This is a genomic window from Pseudoalteromonas distincta (assembly GCF_005877035.1).
Lineage (GTDB): Bacteria > Pseudomonadota > Gammaproteobacteria > Enterobacterales > Alteromonadaceae > Pseudoalteromonas > Pseudoalteromonas distincta.
On record NZ_CP040558.1, the window covers coordinates 2,423,478 to 2,447,393 of the forward strand.

21 protein-coding genes are annotated in these 23,916 nt (G+C 38.8%); 11 read left to right on the forward strand and 10 right to left on the reverse strand.

The window, feature by feature from the left end:
* Positions 1-138: 138 nt before the first annotated feature.
* The 3 genes from FFU37_RS10805 to FFU37_RS10815 all read right to left on the reverse strand — a co-directional run bounded on the left by FFU37_RS10805 (position 139) and on the right by FFU37_RS10815 (position 4,102).
* Positions 139-438: a hypothetical protein gene (locus FFU37_RS10805; protein ID WP_002958185.1), complete on the reverse strand. Its 300-nt coding sequence runs from the start codon at positions 436-438 to the stop codon at positions 139-141.
* Between the two features lie 105 nt (positions 439-543).
* Positions 544-2,826 (reverse strand): TonB-dependent receptor, encoded by a 2,283-nt coding sequence (locus FFU37_RS10810; RefSeq protein WP_138489471.1) that lies wholly within the window; start codon positions 2,824-2,826, stop codon positions 544-546.
* Between the two features lie 415 nt (positions 2,827-3,241).
* Positions 3,242-4,102, reverse strand: a complete 861-nt coding sequence (locus tag FFU37_RS10815; RefSeq protein WP_138489472.1) for a mechanosensitive ion channel family protein — start codon at positions 4,100-4,102, stop codon at positions 3,242-3,244.
* Positions 4,103-4,298: 196 nt separating this feature from the next.
* On the opposite strand from FFU37_RS10815, the gene FFU37_RS10820 reads away from it, so the two are divergent.
* From FFU37_RS10820 to FFU37_RS10840, 5 genes are all read left to right on the forward strand, one after another.
* Positions 4,299-4,505 (forward strand): hypothetical protein, encoded by a 207-nt coding sequence (locus tag FFU37_RS10820; protein WP_002958182.1) that lies wholly within the window; start codon positions 4,299-4,301, stop codon positions 4,503-4,505.
* Between the two features lie 214 nt (positions 4,506-4,719).
* Positions 4,720-6,855 (forward strand): M3 family metallopeptidase, encoded by a 2,136-nt coding sequence (locus FFU37_RS10825; RefSeq protein WP_138489473.1) that lies wholly within the window; start codon positions 4,720-4,722, stop codon positions 6,853-6,855.
* Positions 6,856-6,969: 114 nt separating this feature from the next.
* Entirely contained in the window at positions 6,970-7,821 is an 852-nt protein-coding gene (locus FFU37_RS10830; protein ID WP_175413904.1) for a carboxylate/amino acid/amine transporter, read from the forward strand.
* A 69-nt stretch (positions 7,822-7,890) separates the two neighbouring features.
* Positions 7,891-9,216, forward strand: coding sequence for a glycerophosphodiester phosphodiesterase family protein (locus FFU37_RS10835; protein ID WP_138489475.1), 1,326 nt, complete (start codon positions 7,891-7,893; stop codon positions 9,214-9,216).
* Between the two features lie 83 nt (positions 9,217-9,299).
* A complete protein-coding gene (locus FFU37_RS10840; protein ID WP_138489476.1) occupies positions 9,300-10,034 on the forward strand; it encodes a dienelactone hydrolase family protein in 735 nt (244 codons plus the stop codon).
* Positions 10,035-10,053: 19 nt separating this feature from the next.
* Here the strand turns inward: FFU37_RS10840 and FFU37_RS10845 are convergent, their stop codons facing one another.
* Entirely contained in the window at positions 10,054-10,977 is a 924-nt protein-coding gene (locus tag FFU37_RS10845; protein ID WP_039487155.1) for a LysR family transcriptional regulator, read from the reverse strand.
* Positions 10,978-11,134: 157 nt separating this feature from the next.
* On the opposite strand from FFU37_RS10845, the gene FFU37_RS10850 reads away from it, so the two are divergent.
* From FFU37_RS10850 to FFU37_RS10875, 5 genes are all read left to right on the forward strand, one after another.
* On the forward strand, positions 11,135-11,818 hold the full coding sequence (locus FFU37_RS10850) for a type 1 glutamine amidotransferase domain-containing protein (RefSeq protein WP_007581292.1): 684 nt from the start codon (positions 11,135-11,137) through the stop codon (positions 11,816-11,818).
* Between the two features lie 116 nt (positions 11,819-11,934).
* A complete protein-coding gene (locus FFU37_RS10855) occupies positions 11,935-12,516 on the forward strand; it encodes a rhomboid family intramembrane serine protease (protein ID WP_010555361.1) in 582 nt (193 codons plus the stop codon).
* 87 nt (positions 12,517-12,603) lie between these two features.
* Complete coding sequence (gene yghU, locus FFU37_RS10860; protein ID WP_138489477.1) at positions 12,604-13,449, forward strand: glutathione-dependent disulfide-bond oxidoreductase; 846 nt, start codon at positions 12,604-12,606, stop codon at positions 13,447-13,449.
* A gap of 259 nt (positions 13,450-13,708) precedes the next feature.
* Positions 13,709-15,649, forward strand: coding sequence for a putative bifunctional diguanylate cyclase/phosphodiesterase (locus tag FFU37_RS10865; protein WP_138489478.1), 1,941 nt, complete (start codon positions 13,709-13,711; stop codon positions 15,647-15,649).
* Between the two features lie 502 nt (positions 15,650-16,151).
* Positions 16,152-17,531 carry an FG-GAP repeat domain-containing protein gene (locus tag FFU37_RS10875; RefSeq protein WP_138489480.1) on the forward strand — a complete coding sequence of 460 codons (1,380 nt, stop codon included), beginning with the start codon at positions 16,152-16,154 and terminating at the stop codon, positions 17,529-17,531.
* Positions 17,532-17,619: 88 nt separating this feature from the next.
* On the opposite strand, the gene FFU37_RS10880 is transcribed toward FFU37_RS10875, so the two are convergent.
* The gene (locus FFU37_RS10880) at positions 17,620-18,075 is read right to left on the reverse strand and encodes a hypothetical protein (RefSeq protein WP_138489481.1); all 456 of its coding nucleotides are present in this window, start codon (positions 18,073-18,075) and stop codon (positions 17,620-17,622) included.
* A 12-nt stretch (positions 18,076-18,087) separates the two neighbouring features.
* Positions 18,088-18,363 (reverse strand): EF-hand domain-containing protein, encoded by a 276-nt coding sequence (locus FFU37_RS10885; RefSeq protein WP_007581281.1) that lies wholly within the window; start codon positions 18,361-18,363, stop codon positions 18,088-18,090.
* A 301-nt stretch (positions 18,364-18,664) separates the two neighbouring features.
* On the opposite strand from FFU37_RS10885, the gene FFU37_RS10890 reads away from it, so the two are divergent.
* Positions 18,665-19,522, forward strand: a complete 858-nt coding sequence (locus FFU37_RS10890; RefSeq protein WP_002958167.1) for a PA4780 family RIO1-like protein kinase — start codon at positions 18,665-18,667, stop codon at positions 19,520-19,522.
* Between the two features lie 24 nt (positions 19,523-19,546).
* On the opposite strand, the gene FFU37_RS10895 is transcribed toward FFU37_RS10890, so the two are convergent.
* From FFU37_RS10895 to FFU37_RS10910, 4 genes are read right to left on the reverse strand one after another with little or no spacing between them, the layout of a single operon-like run.
* Positions 19,547-20,221, reverse strand: coding sequence for a response regulator (locus tag FFU37_RS10895; RefSeq protein WP_138489482.1), 675 nt, complete (start codon positions 20,219-20,221; stop codon positions 19,547-19,549).
* 38 nt (positions 20,222-20,259) lie between these two features.
* The gene (locus tag FFU37_RS10900; protein ID WP_024598252.1) at positions 20,260-21,705 is read right to left on the reverse strand and encodes an ATP-binding protein; all 1,446 of its coding nucleotides are present in this window, start codon (positions 21,703-21,705) and stop codon (positions 20,260-20,262) included.
* The gene (locus tag FFU37_RS10905) at positions 21,705-22,235 is read right to left on the reverse strand and encodes a hypothetical protein (protein ID WP_002958164.1); all 531 of its coding nucleotides are present in this window, start codon (positions 22,233-22,235) and stop codon (positions 21,705-21,707) included. Before FFU37_RS10905 ends, FFU37_RS10900 begins: the two co-directional genes overlap by 1 nt.
* 9 nt (positions 22,236-22,244) lie before the next feature.
* A complete protein-coding gene (locus FFU37_RS10910; protein ID WP_138490031.1) occupies positions 22,245-23,906 on the reverse strand; it encodes a YHYH protein in 1,662 nt (553 codons plus the stop codon).
* Positions 23,907-23,916: the final 10 nt, after the last annotated feature.

Sequence of the window (23,916 nt, forward strand, 5' to 3'; positions counted from 1 at the left end):
CAAAAATTTTTGCCTAGTTCTAGCGTAATTTTCTTAACGTTAAATAGAACCCTTATATAAGCAGATTGGTATTATTTAACCTAAGCTAAATTTTGACAATAAAAAAAGGCGCCTTAAGCACCTTTTAAATAAATACAGTTATTGCGTTAAGCCTGCTGGCGGCTCACCCGTTGCTTCCTCACCCGTTTCAACATCAACAAGCTCGTAGCCACGCGTTTTACGTACAACTTTAAGTACTGGTTTATCAAATGCAGTTTTTAAACGCTCAGAGTCATCTTTCAACTCATCTAAGGTTGTTCCAAAAGGGGCTGCGCCAGTTTCTGACCAGTTAGTTACTTTACCATTTAGGTTATATTCTACTTCGTGTATTTGATATTGCGCTGCTTCGTCTTTCGTTGCTTCACAAAAAATTACACGGTAATTCCAAAATCCAGCCATCTTTTTATCTCTTTAAATTAATTAACGCTACTTTACCAGCTTTATAAAAACATAAAAGCCTGCACAAGGCAGGCTTTTAAAAATTAATATAATTTAAAGTTATCTTTAGAAGAAGTTAACTTTAAATTCAGCACCAACATAACGTTCTTCGTTAACCATTGCAGTGTTGTTATTAAAGTCGATTGCACCAATAGCAACTTGCTCATCAAATAAGTTGCGAGCAAATAAAGCTACTTCGTACTCATTATCATCTTGAGCCCATGTGTAACCGGCGCGCACACCTACTTCTGTTAACGGTTTGCCTTCAAACTCAACCGCTTCATATAAGAAGAAGTTAACTTTACTGCGGTACGACACATCTGTGTAAGCGTAGAAATTACCATCAGCTAATTCTTTAGAGTAGCGAAGTGTTAAGTTAGAAATAAACTCAGGAGCATTTGGTAAACTATTTCCGTCAATGATTGCTCTGCCATCAACTGTAGTGTCAGTTATATGAAGCGTGTCACGTACGGGGACCGGAATAGTAATGCTGTTATCTTTTAACTCAGTTTTATTATAACTAAAGTTAAACGTGGCATTAAGCTCATCGGTTAATACCCATTCTGTATCAAGCTCAAAACCATAGCCAGTGGTTTTATCAGCATTAAGTAGGCTGGTTGTATTTGCAGTACCACCAACAGCCGTTAATTGCTGATCGTCCATAGTAAAGTAATAAACGCTTGCATTTACACGGCCACGACCATCAAGTACGTCTGATTTAATACCCGTTTCGTACGATGTAACCGTTTCTGAATCAGCTGTAGTAACGTCGTCAGAGAACGTAATACGGCCTTGAATACTTGGTGCACGGAATGTATTTGCAACTCGTGCATATAAATTAACATCATCATTCAATTTATAAGACGCTGAAATATCCCAACTTACATGATCATCACTTACTTCTGTTGTACGTGTGATATCAGTTGTACATTGCATTAAGTTGTTTAAACAATCATCACTTATTGTTTTACGCACGGCTTCGAAGTCTTTTTCATCGTCAGAGTAACGCAAGCCAGCTGTTAGTTTTAAATCGTCTGATACCGTGTAATCTACAGAGCCAAATACAGCCCAAGCTTTCGTATCTTGCTGCTGGTTAACGTAACCGTTTAACGCGCCGCCAGCTAGAGTGTTATAGCCATAGTTTTCAATAGTTACTGACTCGTCGAAGTAAAATAAACCAGTTTGAAAGTTAATATCACCGTCGTAGTTACTTGCTAAACGCAACTCTTGAGTATATTGGTCATGGTCAGGCATTACACTTTCGCTTTCTGAAGGGAATGGAATTGAGCCAGGGCCATGGTAATCGCCTAGGAAATCAGCGCCATAACCACCATCAATATCACCGCGCGAGCTTACTTCTGCGCTCTCCCAACCAGATATAGAAGTAATGGTGTAATCATTAAAATCATACTCAAGCTTTAAGCTCATACCCTCTGCATCAACAGCTTGCTTTTCACGTGCTGCTGCATCGTGATAAACAACTTTGTAATCAAAGTCATCAACTAGATCGTTAGTGCCACTTTTGATTGCATTAGCACGAAATGGAATTGGTGTACCATCCATGTTACGTACGTGGTAGTTAAGAAGAGCACTGAAATCATCTTTTTCGTATAAAAATTGAATACGAGCAGCACGGTCTGTATATCCGCCAAGTACGTCTTCTTGTTCAAAGCCTGGTGCACGATTATCAATAAAGTTATCTTTATCTTGCCATAAAACAGAAACACGTGCAGAAAGGTTATCCGTTAAGCCACCACCTACAGCACCTCTAAAATCTACAGCACTGTCAGTGCCGTATGATACTGAGCTAAACCCTTCAAATTCTTGGCTTGGCTTAACCGAATCAAACTTAACAAGGCCTGCCGGCGTATTACGACCAAACAATGTACCTTGTGGGCCACGTAATACTTCTACGCGTTCGACGTCAAATACCGGGAAACCTTTTAAAATCGCATTTTCTTGTACAATATCGTCAACAACTAACGATACTGGCTGAGATGCATTCAAATCAAAATCGGTATTACCTAAGCCACGTACATAAAAACGCGGAAAAGTACGGCCATACGAAGACTCAATTGCTAAGCTTGGAATTTTCGCATTCATAAAGCGAATATCCATACCTGCAGAGCTATATGCATCAAGGTTATCACCTTGTAATGCAGATACAGCTACAGGTACTTCTTGTGCATTTTCTACGCGTTTACGGGCGGTAACTTGAATAACTTCTAGTTGATTGCTTTTTTTAGCCGTTTCTTCTTCAGCGGCGAATGCTGAAATAGATGTGCCAGCAGCAGATAGTAGTGCAGCGTTAATAATTGTCGCTATTGCAGATTTCTTTAATGATTTCATGTCGGGTATTAACCTTTAGTATGCACTCTTGTTCAACGGTTTTTTGTGTTGCGCAATGTATTCATTGCGGGCTCGTACAATTTTTCGCGACTTGCTATATGGCGCGCGGACCTCATCACCGAGAGTACAAAACGGAGTAACAAGGCTGAACGAACGATTAAGATTATACCATTGTGTAATAATTTTACTGCATAAATATGAACATAAATGGAAACTTTTTTGCAACATTTAACTACAAGATTACGTGTTTTTATCAATATTTAGATGCAAAAACCTAATAATGAGGACATATGTCCTTTATTGAAGATCGCGAAGTAAAGTAGGAAAAATGGATTGCTTTACATATTAACCCAAAATAGAAACGTTATGGTTACTCATAAAAAAAGTCACCCGCAAGCGACTTTTTTTATTAGAACTACGACCTTTTAAAAGCAATTTCACCATCTATATGAATATCGCGCTGTGGAAACGCAATCACTACATCATGCTCTTCAAATACAGCATAAATACTAAAACGAATATCACTGCGCACTTTTCTAAGCATGGTTTCAGACTCGGCGCATACCCAAAAAATAGCATTAAATACAAGCGAGTTATCTGCAAAGTCATCAAATAACACTGATGACTTTGGATTAACCAATATTGCATCATGATCATCAAGCACTTGCTGGATAAGCTTTTTAACCAGTATAACGTCTGAACCATACGCAACGCCGACACTGACCGATGAGCGTGCATTGCCATCTATCAGCGTCCAGTTTGTTACTGTATTTTCGAGCAATTGAGAATTAGGTATAAGCATATGTACGCCGTCATTTCGGCGAATACGTGTAGAACGCGTATTAATAGTTTCAACTACGCCCTTTGCGTTACCTACCTCTAAAAAGTCACCAATGCGAATTGGACGTTCCCACATCAATATCCAACCGCTGATAAAGTTATTAATAATGTTTTGTGCACCAAAACCTACACCAATAGCAATCGCACCGGATACAAAAGCAAATGCCGTAAGCGGGATGCTGAGCACTTCAAGCGATGTAAAAATTAAAATTGCGATACTTAAAATAAAGTAAATTCGAGTAAACAAATGCACTGCATCTTGGCTTATTTTTTTAGCGAGTAATGTTTTTTTAATAAGCTTGCCAATACGTGTGACTACAAACCACATAGCAAACAATATAAGTGGCACTTGAATTACTTTTGCTACTGTAATATTCACATCGTTATAAGTGAATATTACAAAGGCTAAGTATTGATTAATTTGTTCGAGGGTCATAAGTGTTCCCAATATTTTTTTTGATTGTTATTTGTTCACTAAAAATAAGTGTGGTTCAGTTTTCGCTAAGCTTAGCACGTCATAATATAACTAAAACGCCAAGTTAATAAGTTCAATATGAATTTTATAAACAATTTATTAACTCTTTATTGCACCGAGTGCTATATAAATAGTGTACAAGCACTGGAGATCACATATGACACAACTTACTCTAAATCAAAGACTCGCTACTTTGCAGCCGCAGGTAGATTTAAAATTGTTTGAAAGCAGCCTAGATTACCGAAATAAAGTTTTGTGCTTGCTCGCCGAACAAGAGCAAACTCTAGCAACTATTAATAAAGAGTTTGGGCAGCAATCTAATAGCTTTGGCTCAGAGAAAAAATTTGTTTTAGGTTATAACTAACCCCCCTCTCAAGCACACAATCGTATAATTAAGTAGCTTTAACGTTTAATTTTAGAGCTACTTTTACCCACCTTAATACTAATTATTAGCTAATTTGCGTTCAAATCCCCCTTAATACCGATAAACTTTATTGTATAAACCCACAAATTTGATAAGTTAACTAGGTTTTTCGACTCGCAAAGCCTATTTCGGCTAATCTTTTTATGGAGTTATTATGCGTAAAACCCTGATCGCCACGACTATTGCTAGTGCCCTAATCCTATCGGCTTGTTCTTCTAACGAACCTCAAGACATGGCAAAAGAGAGCGCAGCACAAGTGCAAGACATGAACGCAAACAATGTTTTATTCAAACCAAGCCCATTACAATACATGGCACCTGAGTTTGATAAGTTTGGTACAAAAGACTACGAAGCCGGCTTTGATGCTGGTATTGCTCAGCATACTGCGCAAATACAAGCTATTGCTAACAACCCAGCTCCTGCAACTTTTAAAAATACATTAGTTGAAATGGAAATGTCTGGCGAGCTATTAAACCGTGTATCAGCTGCTTTTTATAACCTTTCAGGTTTGATTTCTGATGACGAATACCAACGTATAAGTAAAAAAATGGCGCCGGTATTATCTGCTCACTCTGACGACATTTACTTAAATGGTGCATTATTCAAGCGCGTACAAACTATTTACGACAACAAAGACTCGCTTAATGCTGAAGATCAACGCCTTGTAGATTTTTACTATAAGCAATTTGTAAAAGCAGGCGCTAAATTAAATGACGCTGAAAAAGCAAAAATGCGTGAAATCAACTCACAACTTGCAGAGCTTTCTACTGCGTTTTCTCAAAACATTTTAAAATCGTTTAAAGAAGATGTCATTGTCGTTACCGATAAATCTAAACTTGCTGGCCTTTCTGAAGGTGAAATTGCAGGCCTTGCGGCCGCTGCTAAAAAAGCAGGTAAAGACGGCTACATGATCACGCTAGTAAATACGACTCAACAGCCAATTTTATCAAGCCTTGAAAACCGCGACCTACGTGAGCAAATATTTAAAGCCTCTGCTAACCGTGCAGCAAAAACTAACGGCCCAATTATTATTGAAGAAACAAACCTACGCGCTCAAAAAGCAGAGCTACTAGGGTTTAAAGATTGGGCATCGTATGTAATGACTTCGCGTATGGCACAAACAACTGACAACGTGTACGGCATTTTAGATGACCTAGCACCAAAAGCAGTTGAAAAAGCTAAAATTGAAGCAGCTGCTATTCAAAAAGTAATTAACGATTCAGGTGAAAGCTTTGAGCTTAAACCATGGGATTGGGCTTTTTACGCAGAAAAAGTACGTGCTGAAAAGTACGACTTAGATCCTGCCCTTGTTAAGCCTTACTTTGAAATGGATTCTGTAATTCACGATGGTTTATTCTTTGCAATGAACAAGCTATACGGTATTACATTTAAAGAGCGTAAAGACTTACCGGTTTATCATGAAGATGTTACAGCCTACGAAGTATTTAACGCTGACGGCAGCGCCATCGGTTTATTTTACCTAGACCCATACGCACGTGAAGGTAAGCGTGGCGGTGCATGGATGAGCGCTTACGTAAGTCAAAGCGGCTTAAAAGGCACTAAACCAGTTATTTACAATGCGCAGAACATTCCAAAACCTGCTGCAGGCGATCCAACGTTAATGACGTTTGACGAAGTGTCAACTATGTTTCATGAGTTTGGTCATGCGGCGCACGGTTTATTCTCTGACGTTAAATACCCAAGCTTAGCGGGTACTGCTACAGCACGTGACTTTGTTGAGTTTCCTTCGCAAGCGAATGAAGATTGGATGATTGAACCTACGGTACTTGCTAACTACGCCAAACACTACAAAACAGGTGAGCCAATTCCACAAGCTTTACTTGATAAAGTACTTGCATCGCAAAAATTCAACCAAGGTTTTGGTACCACTGAATATTTAGCAGCTGCTTTACTTGATATGGAATGGCACTCGTTTGGCTCAGATAAAAAAATTACTGATGTTCAAAAGTTTGAAAGCGATGCGCTAAAAGCACACGGTATTGATTACTACCCTGTACCACCGCGTTATAAATCAAACTACTTTAGCCATACATTTGCCGGTGGTTACTCTGCGGGTTACTACGCATACCTTTGGACTGAAGTATTTGCAGCCGATGCCTTTGCACACATGGAAAACAACGGCGGCTTAACACGTAAAAATGGTGATAAGTTCCGTAAAGAAATCCTATCTAAAGGTAACAGCCGCGACTTAATGCAAAGCTACATTGAGTTTAGAGGTCAAAAACCAACTACCGACGCATTACTTAAGCGCCGTGGTTTAGTTGAGTAAATAACTTAATTTATTAAGCTCACTTTTATAAAAGCCCGCTTGCGGGCTTTTATTGTTTATACCCTCACATATAACAGATAAACTTAGCTCAATATTTATTAAAAGATGATGGTTATGCAGTACTTATTTGCAGTCACTTTGCTTTGGGCGTTTTCGTTTAGTTTAATTGGTGTGTATTTAGCAGGCCAAGTTGACGCTTGGTTTAGCGTATTAATACGCATAGCACTGGCAACACTGATTTTTTTACCTTTTTTAAAGCTCAAACAAACGCCTAAACCTTTAGCCTTAAAGCTTATGCTGATTGGCGCTATACAACTTGGTGTTATGTATAGCTTTTACTACCACTCATTTTTATTTTTAACCGTTCCCGAAGTGCTGCTATTTACTGTAATGACTCCTTTGTACATTACCCTGCTAAATGATGGATTGAACAGACGCTTTAACCCACGCTTTTTTATAGTCGCACTTATTGCTGTAATCGGTGCAATTACTATTCGTTACGAAAACCTAAATAGCGATTTCATAATCGGCTTATTAATCGTTCAAGGGGCGAATATAAGTTTTGCTGTAGGCCAAGTTACCTACAAACGCTTAATGAATAACAATCAGCTTGATGACAAAGCCGTATTTGGATGGTTTTTTATAGGCGCACTTATTATTGCCACAATTTGCTATGCATTATTTGGTAACTCAAACAAATTACCAACCACTTTCACACAGTGGGGCATACTAATTTATTTAGGGTTGGTTGCATCAGGACTTGGTTACTTTATGTGGAATAAAGGCGCAACCCTTGTCAACGTAGGTGCTTTGGCAGTTATGAATAACTTGCTTATCCCAGCTGGGATTATAATTAACGTGCTGATCTGGAACCGAGATGCCGATATAGTTCGGTTAAGTATTGGGGCTGCTATAATGTTAGGTGCATTATTGGTCAATCAAATGCTTAATAAAAAAGTAAATTAATAAGCTTGTAGCAAAATCGTCATTAATAATCATTAAGGTAGTACAAATTTTACTTTTTAAGGATAAACAATGAAACGTATTACCTTACTTACAAGCTGTATATTGTTAGCCACACTTGCTGGCTGCGACGACGATGTAGAAATAGTAGAAAAAGAAGTGGTTGTTACCAACACCGAAGTGGAAATTGTTGAAGTACCTACACCCATTGTTGTAGAGGTTGCTGAAGGAGTAAATATTCAGCTAGGGACTCGCCCTGACTATTTAATTAACGATATGGCGCAAAGCACACTAAAAACAAAATTAGAGTCATGCAGCGAAGGTCCTTTTTACCGCACCGATTTTTCAATTGGTCATCGCGGTGCATCAATGCAATACCCAGAACACACTAAAGAAGCCTACATTGCGGCAGCAAGAATGGGCGCTGGCATTGTTGAATGCGATGTTACATTTACAAACGACAAAGAGCTTGTTTGTCGCCACTCTCAATGCGATTTACATACCACAACTAATATTTTAGCCATTCCTGAACTTGCAGCTAAATGCAGTGTGCCATTTACACCAGCCGACCCTGCTAATGGTATTACCGCTTCTGCAAAATGTTGTACCAGCGATATAAGCTTAGCGGAGTTTTTAACCCTTGAAGGTAAAATGGATGGTGCAAACACTAATGCAACGACCGTTGCCGATTACATGGATGGCACACCAAGTTGGCGCACTGATTTATATGCCACCAATGGCACATTGATGACCCATAAACAAAGCATTGCACTGTTTAATGAGCTAGGTGTAAAAATGACACCAGAGCTAAAATCGCCACAAGTAAGTATGCCATTTGATGGAATGACACAAGAACAATATGCGCAAAAAATGCTAGACGAGTACACGCAAATGGGTGTGCCAGCCTCAAAAGTTTATCCGCAATCATTTAACCTTGAAGACGTAAAATACTGGATTAACAATAACCCTGACTTTGCAGATAAAAGCGTTTACCTAGATGGTCGCGACAGTGAAGCCGGATTTGATCCAAGTAACCCACAAACATGGCAACCGGGTATGGATGAGTTAGTGGCTGACGGGGTGAAGATTTTAGCTCCTCCAATTTGGATGATGCTAACAATAGATAACGAAAGTAATATTGTGCCATCGCAATACGCTATTGACGCAAAAGCAGCAGGTTTAAAGCTTATTGCATGGAGCCTTGAGCGCTCGGGCCCGCTTAATGAAGGTGGAGGTTATTACTATCAATCAATTGCTGATGTTATAGATAACGATGGCGACATGATGACAGTAGTCGACGTACTCGCAAAGGACGTGGGGGTAATGGGTATTTTTTCAGATTGGCCGGCTACGGTAAGTTACTACGCCAGTTGTAATAAAATGCCTGCAAGTATTTAAATACTCGACAACAAAAGTCGTTTATTTTATCGCGCTCAGTTACCATATCAGCATGTATAATTTTATTTTACTGAGCGCTTTTTATGATAATCCAACAACATAATGCTGACTTGCCAACACCGACCGGTTTAATGCGAACAACTGTATATCGCCCTCAAGCGCAAGGACAGTTCCCTGCTATCATTTTTTATTCTGAAATATTTCAGCAAACTGCCCCCATCGCACGCAGCGCAGCTATTTTAGCAAGCCATGGCTTTGTAGTGTTAGTGCCTGAAGTGTTTCATGAGTTAAACCCTATAGGCACTGTGCTTGCTTATGATGATACAGGTAAAGACAAAGGCAATGCCGACAAATGGGCAAAGCCACTTGAGCACCACGACAGTGACACACAAACTATGATCGACTTCATTAGATTACAAAGCTATTGCACAGGCTCCGTCGGCGCAATGGGCGTATGTATTGGCGGTCACTTAGCTTACAGAGCGGCACTAAACCCTGAAATTAATGCGGCTTTTTGTTTATACGCAACTGATATTCACAGCAATACATTACCTGCGCAACCTGGAAATAACTCATTCGAGCGTATGGCTGATATACAAGGCGAAATTCACTTTATATGGGGCAAACAAGACCCGCATGTGCCAAAGGAAGGCCGCGCTAAAATATACCAACAATGTGTAAGCACGGACATCAATTACCAGTGGCAGGAAGTTAACGCACAGCATGCCTTTATGCGTGATGAAGGTGAGCGATACGATGCAGCACTTGCGATAAATATGTATCAACAAGCGGTGGCATTATTTAGCCGAACTTTATAAATGCTGTAAAAACTACTCATTAAGTACTTTTCAGCATACCTAAAGCGGTATGCTGTTTTACAAAGTATGCTTTTAAGTAATCAATAAACAATCGTAGCTTTTTAGAGCCCGCAGCCCCTGGCGGAAATACCCCGTAAAGCTCAATATCTTTGCTTTTATAATCATCTAATATTATTTCAAGCAACCCAGCTTGTACTTTTGGCCACGCATCGTAAAGCGGAATACGCCCGATGCCATGCCCCGCTTCAACAAAAGCAGTACGAGCAGCGGCATTATTGGTGCTTAAGCCGCCTTGCATTGTAATATCGTGTTTTTTGCCATCTTTTTGAAGTGTTAATGTTTTACTGCCCAATTGATAAACGACCCATTGGTGCTCTGCTAACTCTAAAGGCGTTTTAGGTTTACCAAAATGTGCAAAGTATTCCGGCGCGCCACAAATACAAGTGCTCATTGTAGTCAGCTTGGTTGCCTGCAAGTTAGAGTCACTCAGTGCCACGCCCCTAATTGCAAAATCAAACCCATTTTTAATAATATCAACCACATCGTCAGTAAGCTGTAAGTCTATTTGAATTTTAGGATATTGGCGCTTAAACGTATTTATTGCAGGCACAATTAACTGCATTCCCACATTTACTGGGCAACTAATTTTAAGTAAACCTTGTGGCTCGCTCTTTATATTTTCTATTTGCTGATTAGCCGCATTAGCTTGTTCGGTAATTATTCTACAACGCTCATAATAAGCAATACCTGCTTCAGTGAGCGCCATGGTACGGGTTGAGCGATTTAGTAAAGTAACTTCAAGCTGCGTTTCTAATTTTTTTAAATGATAACTTGCAACTGCTCGCGTAAGCCCTAGCTGTTTGGCAGCAGCGGTTAAACTGCCCTGCTCTACAATTTGTGCAAATACAACCATGCTCTTTAACTGCTCAAACGACACTTTCATAAATGCTCCGTAGTATGTTTTAAATTCAACCTTTTTATTGTATCAATTATTAAACCAATAAAGTTAAATTTATCATCGTTGTTTAAATCAGTGTTAGTGCATATAGTAATTGGTAGGCAAGATAAACTAATTTAAATCATCAGAAGGAATATATTCAATGTCTAAAAAAATACTTATGGTTCTTACATCTCACGCAGAACTTGGTAACACTGGCGAAAAAACAGGTTTTTGGGTAGAAGAATTTGCAGCCCCTTATTACGCCTTCGTTGATGCAGGCGTTGAAGTAACATTAGCGTCTCCAGCTGGCGGCCAACCACCCATTGATCCGACAAGTACACTTTCTGATTTTCAAACAGATGCAACTAAACGTTACGACGCAGACAGCGCGGCGCAAACATTAATGGCAAACACTAAAGTGTTGAGTGAAGTTAAATCTAGCGATTTTGACGCTGTATTTTACCCAGGCGGTCACGGTCCATTATGGGACTTAGTTGATAACACAGATTCAATTTCGCTTATCGAAAGCTTTGTAAAAGAGCAAAAACCTGTTGCTGCGGTATGTCATGCAAGTGCTGCATTTTTAAATGTTAAAGATGCCGATGGCAATGCACTAGTAGCGGGTAAAAAAGTAACTGGTTTTACTAACTCTGAAGAAGCTGCAGTGCAACTTACCGATATCGTGCCATTTTTAGTTGAAGACGAGCTAATTAAAAAAGGTGGCGATTATCAAAAAACTGACGACTGGGGTGTATTAGCACTAGAAGACGGTTTAGTAATTACCGGCCAAAACCCAGCAAGCTCTGAACTAGCTGCAAAAAAACTATTAACTAAATTAGGTTAATAGTGAGTAATAATTAAAATTAAGCACAGCATTTTATGCTGTGCTTTTTTAATTGCTTTTCATTAGCAAATACAATTCCTATACTGGCAACTCTTAAAGTCAATTAGGGCGATTATATGGCAACCAAGCCAACCACACTGTCATTACTAACTAGTACCCGTTTCGCAATATTTAGTATTGTTGTTATTTGCTTCGTACTACAGGTGATCAATAGTCTACCTGGCATAAATCTTAATGGTTTAGGCATATATCCACGCAGTATCCAAGGATTAATTGGCATACTATGCGCACCTTTTTTACATGGTAGCTGGTGGCACTTTGCCAGTAATATGATCCCATTTGTAGTATTAAGTTGGCTAATTTGCCAGTACAGCGTAAAACGTTTTTATAACGTATTTATTTTTACCGCTCTAGTCGGTGGACTTTTAGTTTGGGCATTTGGGCGCAGTAACATACATGTTGGTTTAAGCGGTGTTATATATGGTTTATGGGGCTTTATTCTATGCTACGGCTTAGTAAGACGCTCATTAAAATCAATTATAATTGCAGTTGTAGTGGCTATACTTTATAGCGGTTTTATATGGGGTGTTTTACCTCAGCGCTATCATGTATCGTTTGAAAGCCATTTATTTGGAGCGCTAAGCGGGTTGTTTTTAGGTTATAGATTAGCAAAAGCCGATAAATTAAAAGGTCGGTAAATTAAATATTTAGGGCCTTTAATTAATTTTTTATGGCCACATTTATGAGTAAGTATTAAACATTTCCATTTAACATTGAGGTTATTTATGAGTGATCAAAACGAATACACGCCACCAAAAGTATGGACGTGGGAAAGTGAAAGTGGCGGTAAATTTGCCAGCATTAACCGCCCAATTGCAGGCGCGACTCATGACAAAACTCTACCTATTGGCGAGCACGCATTTCAGCTTTATTCTCTTGCTACACCAAATGGCCAAAAAGCTACAATCATGTTTGAAGAGCTTTTACAGCTTGGTTGCACCGATGCAGACTATGACGCATATTTAATAAACATAGGTGATGGCGATCAGTTTGGATCTGACTTTGTTGATATTAATCCAAATTCAAAAATCCCAGCGCTAATGGATCATTCAACCACACCACCTACTCGCATCTTTGAATCAGGTTCTATTTTACAGTATTTGGCTGAAAAATTTGATGTACTCATCCCTAAGGATTTAAAAGCTAAAACAGAGTGTCGTAACTGGCTATTTTGGCAGATGGGCTCAGCGCCATACTTAGGTGGTGGGTTTGGTCACTTTTATAGCTACGCACCAAGTAAAATGCAATACCCTATTGATCGTTTCACCATGGAAACTAAACGCCAACTTGACGTGTTAAATCGTCATTTAAGCGAAAATGAATACATGGCGGGTGATGAATACTCAATTGCCGATATTGCAATTTGGCCCTGGTATGGCTCGCTTGTTTTAGGCGACTTATATGATGCAGCTGAATTTTTAGATGTTGCCTCATACACTCATGTTGTTCGTTGGGCAAAACAAGTTGCTGATCGCCCTGCTGTAAAGCGCGGTCGTCGCGTAAATCGCACATGGGGCCCTGAAGAAGATCAAATGGCAGAGCGCCATAACGATAGTGATTTCGAAGGCTAAATCTACTAAACAGCAAGTAAAGTCGTTAACACTTTAACCTGCTTAATAATTTTAAGGCTCATAATAATTATTTATTATGGGCCTTTTTACTGCGCTAACTTTTTTTTTTGCTTTCATAAACTATATTTATTCCTATACTCAGGATTAGAGCCTAACTAATCGATGTTTAATACGCTTTTGTTCATCTGGAATATTTGCAGTATTTCTTGAACGTTTCTCCATCGCTAGTTGGAGTGACTTTTGTATAAGGTTTTACTTAGTGCCATATAAAAATCTAAATAGTGAAGAACGCAGAGAATCCGTTAAAATTTTATACTCCAATGCCATCTCTGGCATTGCCATTTCGATTGTAGTCAGTTTTATATTAGTGTTTGCTTTTGATTTAAATAACCAGAAAATATCCTACGAAAAAAGTATCTGGCTAAGCATTATGGTTGTCTTATTAGCAGCTCGCGCTATTGATGTAATGTGGTTTTATAAAACCAAAAAGGATAGCCCGTTATTTAATGCTGACACATACTCAAAAAGATTTTCAACCGGGTGTATTTTAACTGCGCTATCGTGGTGTGGGTATGCACTTTGGTTTCATAGCACCTCATCAGCAATAGAGACGACGACCACGATTGCTATTTTATCTGCCTTCGCAGGAGGCTCTGCAAATCTGCTTTCAGGAAGCCGAGTAACCGCTGTACTCTATAGCATTATTTTATTGGCGCCTTACTCTTTTTTATTAACCTTTTCTAACGAAAACTACAACTCTGTCCTCGGTATTTTAGGCCTAGCATTTACTGCTATTATGGTGGCTTCATCGTACAAATCAGCCACATTTACACACAGCGCAATCAAGCTCAAAAACCAAAACAGAGAGCTGCTTAACGAAATGGAAAACAAGGTTGAGCAACGCACAGAAGAAATTTACCGTTTATCGAATACCGATCCACTCACAAATCTATTAAACCGAACCGCATTTTTAAAAAATGCAAACAGACAACTAGCAGACAACCCTCAAGAACCCTTTGCTTTATTATTTGTAGATTTAGATGGGTTTAAACAAATAAATGATTCGTTGGGTCATAAAGTAGGCGATAAAGTATTAAAAGAAATAGCACGAAGAATTAGTAATGTATGCAATCAACAGCTATTTAAATGCCGATGGGGCGGGGATGAGTTTTTAATTTTAGCAACGTATCAAAAACAAGCTGAGCTTATCGAGTTTGCAGATAAAGTACTTCAAAGCATTGGTGCCGAGCATGAAACATATAAATATCAAAAATGGGTATCTGCAACTATTGGTATTGCCATGTATCCTGAGCACGGGAGCGATTTTAATACTTTAATTCGCTCTGCTGATACTGCAATGTATCACCAAAAACGCATCGCGAAAGGCAATATCAATATTTATAGCGATTCACTCAAATTAATACAAGAAAGAGAGTATCTTTTGAGTCAACGCCTAGCCAGTGCCATAGAAGAAAATAGTTTAAGGCTAGTATTTCAACCAATTGTTGATAGCAAAACCTCAAAAGTAACCTCTTTTGAATCATTATTACGCTGGCAACTAGATGGTGAAAATATTTTCCCTGATGAATTTATAGCTATTGCCGAGCAATACGGTTTAATAACCGAGTTAGGTATTTGGGTAATAGAACAGGCATGTATACAAGCAACAAAATTAAGTCACTTACAACCACAAATTGCTATAAGCGTAAACGTATCGGTTATTCAGCTACAAGATCCTGATTTTGTATCTAAGGTATTAAAAATAGTAAATCGCCACCAGGTAGAACCTAAAAACCTACACATAGAAATTACTGAGTCAGTATTTGCCGAGGATAAACTCACATTTTTGACAGCCGTTAAAGCACTACAAAAACAAGGCTTTTGTATTTCAATTGATGATTTTGGTACAGGCTACTCATCACTATCAAGCATGCTTGATATTGGTGTAGATATAGTAAAAATAGACAGAAGCTTTATTCAAAATATGGATAAAAGAGGGTTAAGTATTATTCATGCAATTGTACAAATGGCCTCTACTTTAGATTTTACTGTTGTTGCAGAAGGCGTTGAAACTATTGAGCAAGCAAACACACTCACTAAAATTGGTGTATCTCACCTACAAGGTTATTACTTTTCAAAACCGATGGAAGTAGGTTTTGTAGATGCTTATTTAAATGAGCAAAATAAGCAATGTAGTTAATAACCAAGCACTTCTAAAAGCGCTTAGCTACCATATGAGTTATGCGCTACCTTTCTTATTAGGGCCTGTTTGTTTTTTGAGGTTAAATTTGCAGCAAACTGTTTGGTATTTAGGCAAGGTAGAGTCTATGAAGTGTGGTTACCCCCCCATAACCAGTTGATAACGTAGCATAAATGCCAAACATGCGCTGTCCGAAGGGTTCTGCCTAGGGAGATTGACTCTTTGTTACTAGGTTACAAACCTCGCGCCACGATTAAATCGTCCTTAGATTGAACAAATTTCAATCCTTAAAGGTCAACAGCCCCTCCCTAAAACATAATCTTACAATTGCTTACACCCAGTACATAGTAATTAGCGTAGGCTAAATATAATCCAACTTACATATGTATATTACGTTTAAACGAAAAAGCCCCAGCGCTGGATAGTAGGTGAAATTATGCGCTGATGCTGCTTAAATAATAAAAATTTTAACGATACAACTAAATATAAAAAAGGAATTTGCATGATAAAACCACTTTGCTATTCACTCATCACTTTACTTACCCCCATAAGCGTTATAGCTCAAACAATGGCAATAAAAACAACGGATGAATTAGTATCAACCGATTCAGAGATTTTATTTGCATATAATAAAGAATCAAAACAATTAGAAGCCATCAATTTACTTACATCACTTAGTAGTGAACTTGCTTTACCAAAAAACGCCATCGGGTTTGATGTGGCAACACTTGCTAACATCACCGATAAACAAGCACTCGTACTAACAAGTGATGGCGTATATAAAGCCCAAGCAGGTAAACCAACATTGTTGTTTAATTATGAGTCGGTTCTAAATCAATTAAAAATAGATAAATTTGAAAAAGTAGACTTTGTTTTCGATGCTAACAACGACGGTCTAAGCGATATTTTTATCCCTGGGTTAGCAAGCAGTACTTTATACATTCAAAATAAAGATGGCAGCTTTAAGCCTAACAAATTTAAACAAACGCCTAAGTATGAAGGCCGCTTTTCAGGAAAAGGGCTTTCTTTAGAAGTTAATATTAACAATAAACCTGTCGTTATCGATTTTAACCACGACGGATTAAACGACCTGGTTTTTTCAAATGACTTTGGAGCAGATGTACTACTTGCTAATTCAGAGGGCTTTGAGAAAAAGCTCACCTCAATTGATTTTAACATTGAGCTCGGCGAGCTAAGCAATGGCGAGACTCGCAAAATAAAGCAAATTATTGATATTAATAACGACGGATTTCTAGATTTTACAACCAGACAGTTTAAGCCAACACAAGGTATGGATTCGTTAGATATAAAAATAGCACATACTTTGTACCTAGGGAGTGCTAAAGGTTTTGCTAATACGCCCATTACCTTATTTGAAACACAGGGCCCTAGTGAGTTATTGCTCAAAACTGATTTTAATAATGATGGCTTAATTGATTTACAAAAAATGGACTTAGATATTGGCTTAGGTACTATCGCATCTATGGCATTAGGCGGTGGCAGTACTGATGTAGATGTAGAAATGAATCTTTATAAGCAGCAACCCGACGGCTCATTTGCCAATAAATCGAGTATTGAACTTGATTTAGAAATGGAAGTGGGGATGAATGGCGATGAATCAGAACCGGCTCTCTATTTAGGTGACATTAACGGCGACAGCTATATTGATGCGGTATACAAATACAGTAAAAAAACGCTGTATATTTATTATGGAGAGCAAGACTCACTGCTAAATGATAAACGCAAAAAATTAAAGCTAACGCTGCCTAAAAATAATAAAGATATTCTTCTAGTAGATATAAACCAAGACGGTAAAAAAGATTTTGTATTTAAATTTACCGAAGAAGATGGCACCAGCAAAATAGAAACACAGTTAAATTAAGCCAATAAAAAAGCCCAACAGAATTAACCGTTGGGCTTTGGACTTAAGACTTTCGAGTAACAGTCAGCTTTACTCTAAGTAATAACACCTAAGCAGTTACATTTAGCAGTGAATCGCCTTCACTTAAACCAAACTTCTCTTGCACTGATGCAAGGATTGATTCTTTATCTTCATCAGACAACTGGTTTGAATGTTCAGTTAAGAGCTCATCTAAATAACTCACTACCTCGTCTGTATCGACTGATTCTAATGAGTTTTGTGGCGGTGGCGGCGGTCTTTGACCTTCTGCTCTTCCTGCATCACCAATGCTTTTAGCATCAAACTCGAGTTCGCCCATTAAATCAGCAAGCTCTTTTGTTGGTTCAATACCTTGTTCTTTAAATGCCGCTTGAATACTTTGCGCATCGTCGCTAGTTAAGTTTTCGGCATCAAACTGTGCAAGCGTTTCTTTAACAAAATCACTTTGCTCTGTTGTTAATTTTGCAGCTTGATTACTTTGTTGCGGCACAAAACTCGCAGAGCTGCTGCCAATATTATTAATCATTTTAGTATCCTTTCAACGTTCACGACGAGGTGGTTTATGATCGCTAAGCTCTTGCTCACTAATTTCGCCATTACCATCGGCATCTATAGAATCAAAAATTGTTTGTGCATCACCGTGCGGTGGTTTTTTAGCACTAAACTCTTCAAAGCTGATTACGCCATCACCATCAGTATCAATAGTTGAAAAGTCAGGTTTTTCAGGAGGATTGTCACCGCCTCGAGCAGCTACATTAGCTGAAAAAGCAATAGATAATATTGCCACAGTGGCAAGAGTTGAAAAATGCTTCATAGTAATAACCTCGTATTTAAGAATTAAACTAAGCTTACGCTTTAAAAACGCAAACAATGTGCAAATAATGAGGAAGTAATAAATTATTTTTAATAAAAACTGATGATTCAAAAAAGTTCTGGTTGATTGCTTTGCAATCAATATATAAGCTAATAAAATAATACGATTAATTACTCTCTGGCAGTAGTGTTACTGCCCTTAATTCTCAAAGCTGATATACTGCTTGAGCCAATTAAACAAACAAATACAGAGCACTTTCATAAATAATGATTAATAACCAACCCTACTTAGCAGGCAATCTGTGAAAATACCTAAACGCCTACAACCTCTTGTTGATGATGGCCTTATTGACGAAGTAATAAGCCGACTAATGAGCGGTAAAGAAGCCGATGTATTTATTGTGCGTTGTGGTGAACATATTCGCTGTGCGAAAGTGTATAAAGATGCGGTTAAACGTAGTTTTAAAAAAGCGGCACAATATCAAGAAGGCCGAAAAGTACGTGGTGGACGCCAAGCGCGTGCAATGGGTAAACGCTCTAGCTATGGCCGCCAATTAGAAGAAGAAATTTGGCAAAATGCCGAAGTTGATGCGTTATCTCGTTTAGCTGGCGTGGGTGTACGTGTTCCTGATACTTACTTTTGTATTGATGGCGTGCTGCTTATGGAGCTCGTCTCTGATGAAGATGGTAACGTGGCCCCTCAACTAGGACATGTCGTTTTTAGTGAAGAGCAAGCGATTGAGCAGTATAAACTCATGATACATTACATTAAGCTTATGCTTTGCGCAGGTATAATACACGGTGATTTATCTGAGTTTAATGTACTTGTAGATAATAACGGCCCTGTAATTATAGATTTACCGCAAGCCGTTAACGCTTCAGCAAATAACAGTGCACAAGCTATGTTTGCACGCGATGTAAATAACATACGCCGCTACTATGGTGAATTTGCGCCAAGCATACTAAAAACTCAATACGCTAAAGAAATGTGGGCACTATTTGAAGAGGCCAATTTAACGCCTAATTCAACGCTTACAGGTGAATTTGAAGACAGCGACGAACTTGCTGATGTAGATTCTATTCTTGATGAAATTCAAGCAGCAGAATACGAAGAGTTTGACCGTTTAGAGCGAATTAAAAATGCTGACGATGATGAGTAACTCATCGTCATAGCTCATTTCACCTTACTGTGGATGCACAAACCGGTAACCAACCCCATAAACAGACTGGATAACACTTTCGGTTTGTGTCACTTCATCTAGTTTTTTACGCAACTTTTTAATATGGCTATCAATAGTACGGTGGCTCACAATACGCTGATCGGCGTACATAGTGTCCATTAAGCTATCGCGCGAATAAATACGATTTGGGTTGTTAAACAAAGGTTTAAATAGTTGAAATTCAAAGTTCGTCAATTCTATACTGTTTGATTTATATTTTACGCTGTAGCTGCTCTCGTCAAGCTTCATTGTTGACTCTGTAACGTCACTTGCGTTATTTAATCGCCTTAAAATAGCTTTTACGCGTGCCACCAGCTCAGCATAACTAAACGGCTTACAAATATAATCATCTGCACCTAATTCAAGCCCTAGCAGCCTATCTATTTCTTCTACTTTTGCCGATACCATAATAATAGGCACGTTTGAAAAGCGCCTGATTGCTTTACACAGTTCAATACCACTTTGACCTGGTAACATTATGTCTAGCAAGATTACACTCGGCCTGTTAATTTCAAGCCAAGGTAATACTTCATTCCCGTGATGTATTTGATGAGTAATAAAGTGATGGCTGCTTAAAAAGTCACTCATTAAGTTAGCTAGCTTTACTTCATCTTCCACAATTAGTATTTTTTCACTCATAGGCATCTCTGTAAGTAACCTTAACTTTATTTTATAAGCTAAATAGTTGGCAATCTGATAATAATAGCAAGGCCGCCTAAGCTGGCTTTTTCTGCAGCTATTTCACCTTTATGACCTTTAACTATATGCTGGCAAATAGATAAACCTAAGCCAGAACCGCCCTCCTGGCGATTACGCGAACTATCTACTCGGTATAAATACTCAAATAAATGCGATAAATGCGACTGCTCTACACCTACGCCATTATCTTCGATTATAAGCTCTAAATAAGTTTGCCCTTTAATACTTATATTTTTAGCCGTTAAAGAAATAGTTGTACATTGTGCATAGTGTACTGCGTTCATTAGAATATTATCGAGTAGCTGCAAAAGGCGTGTTTTATCTGCTTGTACAGTTATGTGTTTAGCGCTATTTAGTAGATATATTTTTATATTATGTTGTTCAAGCAAAACCTGATACTTTTGCTCAATAGTATTTAATAATAACGCCATATCAGTAGGTTGCATAGTGTAGTGCATACCTCCTAACTCTGCGCTATTGAGCATATGCAAGTCGTCTATTAAGCGTTTTAAATGTAGGGCTTCATCGTTAGCCGAACTTATATTTTTTGCGTTCGGTTCTCGTATACCAAGTAGCATAGCTTCAAGTTCACCGAGTAAAATACTCATTGGCGTCCTAAGCTCATGAGAAATATTAGCAAGCCAACGCTTACGTACTTGCTCATCTTTAGCGAGTGTAAATGCAAGCGTATTAAAATCTTCGCTCAACTGTCCTAGCTCGTCTTTTCGCTCAAGCGTGAGTTTGGTCTCGTAATTACCTTGCGTTAAGCGATGCATACCGTTAGCAATTTGCTTTACAGGGCTTACTAGGTGACGAGACAATAAAAAAGTAACCATTAATGTTAGCAATACCGCAGCTAAAGCAATAAACCATAAGTAGTTAGTTTGCTGCTGTAAAAAATCAAGCTCATAGCCATCAACCAAGCTATCTCTTTTAGAAACTGCTAAGTAACCCACTATTTTATCGTTAACAATAATTGGGGTTGTTATATATTTTAAATCGCTGAGGTATTTACCCACTACTCGCTGTTTATTTTCGTCAAGCAAAGCGTAGTGAGCAATATTTTCTGGCGGTGGGCGGCGATCTTCCTCTAAACGAATATGATCTGGCGGCGGTCGTCGCATCATTCGCCCACGCGGACCTGGGCCTTCTTGTGGCCTAGGCAAAAACTGGCTATTTTCTAATTGCGATTCAACACGTTTTCTAAAGCTTTCGCCATTGCCGACAACACGCTCCCATGAGGGTGTTTGTTCGTATTGCTTTGCAAATTGCACAACAAGTGGTTCAAGCGCTTTCACCTCTTTTGCATTAACAAAATCAATTACGCCTTGCCCTATGCTCCACTGTATAAGAACCACCAGCCCTGCAATAACACTAAAGGTAAAACTAAATAGTATTAAAAAAAGTTTATTATGAATTTTCATTAATGCGTGTTTTCAACCTTGCTAGGAAAGCTTTCAAATCGGTATGTTATAAACTCTTTGGTTTGGTCGTTAACATACAGCGTAGCAACTATTTTTTTACCTTGAGCGGTCCAATACATATGACCATGATTATTTAAAGTAACCGATACGGTATTTATACCAGTTTTAAATAAGTTAGCAGGTAAATGCAACGCTTGTCCGTAAATTCGCTGTATTTTAACCCCATTAATGTATAAATGAGCATGACCTTGTAAAAAACCGGTGTCCTGGTTTGTTGTCACGCCCATCATTTGTTGCATGTTCATCGTGCCCTCTGGCGGCACAGACAAATCATAACGCTGTGTATCTAAAATTAAGTTATAACCCGACATACTATCTTTTAATAACTTAAGGCTTAATGCCGGGGTTGGCGCATCATTTGGCACTGCTATAGGCATATGGCTATGATCCATCATTTCCTGCTGCGCAAACAGCTTGAAGCTCAATAGCGCAGCAGTTGTTAGGATCAATGCGTATTTAAAATAACGCATAGTTACTCCTTACATTCCCGGTGGTGGACCCATTGTTTCGCCAGTATCACAGCGACCAATTGAATTATCGGCTAATTGACCTTTAAAACGAGGCCCTATTTGATAAGGAAAAGAAGGCTGTAATTTACCATCACTGTCTAACGTTAGTGTTATATGGTAGTGATAACCCTTACCATCATTAGTATCGTGGCCGTTATGCTCATCTAATTGAGCACCGGTTACTGTTTTTTGTGCGTAGTAATAATCTTCAAAGTAATACCCATCGTCGGCATTTAATGTATTACCAGAGAGCGTCGTCACTTGTGCGCCAATAGCAGGACCTGCATCACTTGTTTGTGTACCTTGGCTAACATCGTATTGATCAACTAAGGTACAGCTTCGCTCACCCTCAGTACCACAACCGCCTTCACTTGTAGGTGCACCGTAATCTCGCATTTCCCAGCCACTTAATGCTAGTTGTCCGTTACTTTCATAAGGACCATAAAGCGGATAGCCATCAGCTGCAAAACCATAAATAGGTGAATGTGCATCGCCATCATCTTCAAGTAAATCAGCTAAGCAACTCGTATAAAAATGATGATGATATTCACCGTTAGCAGCATGTCCGCCACACACATCAACATCATATTGCTCAGCAATGGGCGCTAATGTATACCAAATATTATTTCCGTAGCTCATACCATCGCCCCAGTTAAATATACTGGTGCCATTAACCATTAAGCCAACTGTACCTAAACCTGTTTCGCAAGTTTCAGTGTCAGATAAATCGGTAGGTGTTAGCGGAAAATACGCTTCAACCGCTTGTTCTGTTGGGCAACCCGGTCCTGGAGGCCAATAACCTGCACCGCCTGTGTCATCGCAGTTTTCAGTGCTGCTGTTATAGCCAATATCTTCACCAAAGGAAATGGTTTGCCCTACTGCTGCAGAAGTTACACCGTTATAAAAATCGGTAGCTGCACGCGGGCGGTTATTTAACGCGTCTACTTGGTCTTGTGTAAGCGTTACATCATATTTAGGAATGTCAGTTGTTTGCACGTACATGTATTCAACGTCAGCATCTTCCTCAGTAACGCTAACAACCTCAACTGATTGAACATCTTCAACCACTGCACCATTATTTTGTATGTATGTAGAAGTTGTATCGTTGTTAATTAACCAGCTGGTAAGTTTTGCACTATTATCAACTGTATCTGAGTTTGAGTCTGATGAAGCAATAACATTAACTATAACTGTATCTACAACGACATCGTTTGTGCCATCATCTGCACTGATTTCAAATACAAGTGCTTCATCGGTTAAAACTTCAGGTGCAACAAACTCTGTAGACGTTGCAGTACTTGAAGATAAACTAACGGTAGTGCCTGATGTTTGTGACCAACTAACCGATACTTCACCGTCATCTTCAACCGTTGAACTTAAATAAACGGTATCGCCCGCATTAACAGTTTGGTCAATACCAGCATCAACCGTTGGAGCACTATTACTGACTGTATCGCCGACTGTTGCAGTACTTGTTGAATCGCTATTACATGCGCTTAAAGCGATACAAAGCGCACTTAACGCAAATAACTTAGTTGCATTAGCGGCTTTTGTTTTAAGAAGTGTTTTCAATGCTTGAACCTTTACTTTAACGTTTAATAAAACAAAGTTAACAAGTAAAAGTGCAAACAATGTGCACAAA

Coding starts and splice junctions, on each gene's coding strand:
- FFU37_RS10805 (WP_002958185.1), bottom strand. CDS start 438: ATGGCTGGATTTTGGAATTACCGTGTAATTTTTTGTGAAGCAACGAAA.
- FFU37_RS10810 (WP_138489471.1), bottom strand. CDS start 2,826: ATGAAATCATTAAAGAAATCTGCAATAGCGACAATTATTAACGCTGCA.
- FFU37_RS10815 (WP_138489472.1), bottom strand. CDS start 4,102: ATGACCCTCGAACAAATTAATCAATACTTAGCCTTTGTAATATTCACT.
- FFU37_RS10820 (WP_002958182.1), top strand. CDS start 4,299: ATGACACAACTTACTCTAAATCAAAGACTCGCTACTTTGCAGCCGCAG.
- FFU37_RS10825 (WP_138489473.1), top strand. CDS start 4,720: ATGCGTAAAACCCTGATCGCCACGACTATTGCTAGTGCCCTAATCCTA.
- FFU37_RS10830 (WP_175413904.1), top strand. CDS start 6,970: ATGCAGTACTTATTTGCAGTCACTTTGCTTTGGGCGTTTTCGTTTAGT.
- FFU37_RS10835 (WP_138489475.1), top strand. CDS start 7,891: ATGAAACGTATTACCTTACTTACAAGCTGTATATTGTTAGCCACACTT.
- FFU37_RS10840 (WP_138489476.1), top strand. CDS start 9,300: ATGATAATCCAACAACATAATGCTGACTTGCCAACACCGACCGGTTTA.
- FFU37_RS10845 (WP_039487155.1), bottom strand. CDS start 10,977: ATGAAAGTGTCGTTTGAGCAGTTAAAGAGCATGGTTGTATTTGCACAA.
- FFU37_RS10850 (WP_007581292.1), top strand. CDS start 11,135: ATGTCTAAAAAAATACTTATGGTTCTTACATCTCACGCAGAACTTGGT.
- FFU37_RS10855 (WP_010555361.1), top strand. CDS start 11,935: ATGGCAACCAAGCCAACCACACTGTCATTACTAACTAGTACCCGTTTC.
- yghU (WP_138489477.1), top strand. CDS start 12,604: ATGAGTGATCAAAACGAATACACGCCACCAAAAGTATGGACGTGGGAA.
- FFU37_RS10875 (WP_138489480.1), top strand. CDS start 16,152: ATGATAAAACCACTTTGCTATTCACTCATCACTTTACTTACCCCCATA.
- FFU37_RS10880 (WP_138489481.1), bottom strand. CDS start 18,075: ATGATTAATAATATTGGCAGCAGCTCTGCGAGTTTTGTGCCGCAACAA.
- FFU37_RS10885 (WP_007581281.1), bottom strand. CDS start 18,363: ATGAAGCATTTTTCAACTCTTGCCACTGTGGCAATATTATCTATTGCT.
- FFU37_RS10895 (WP_138489482.1), bottom strand. CDS start 20,221: ATGAGTGAAAAAATACTAATTGTGGAAGATGAAGTAAAGCTAGCTAAC.
- FFU37_RS10900 (WP_024598252.1), bottom strand. CDS start 21,705: ATGAAAATTCATAATAAACTTTTTTTAATACTATTTAGTTTTACCTTT.
- FFU37_RS10905 (WP_002958164.1), bottom strand. CDS start 22,235: ATGCGTTATTTTAAATACGCATTGATCCTAACAACTGCTGCGCTATTG.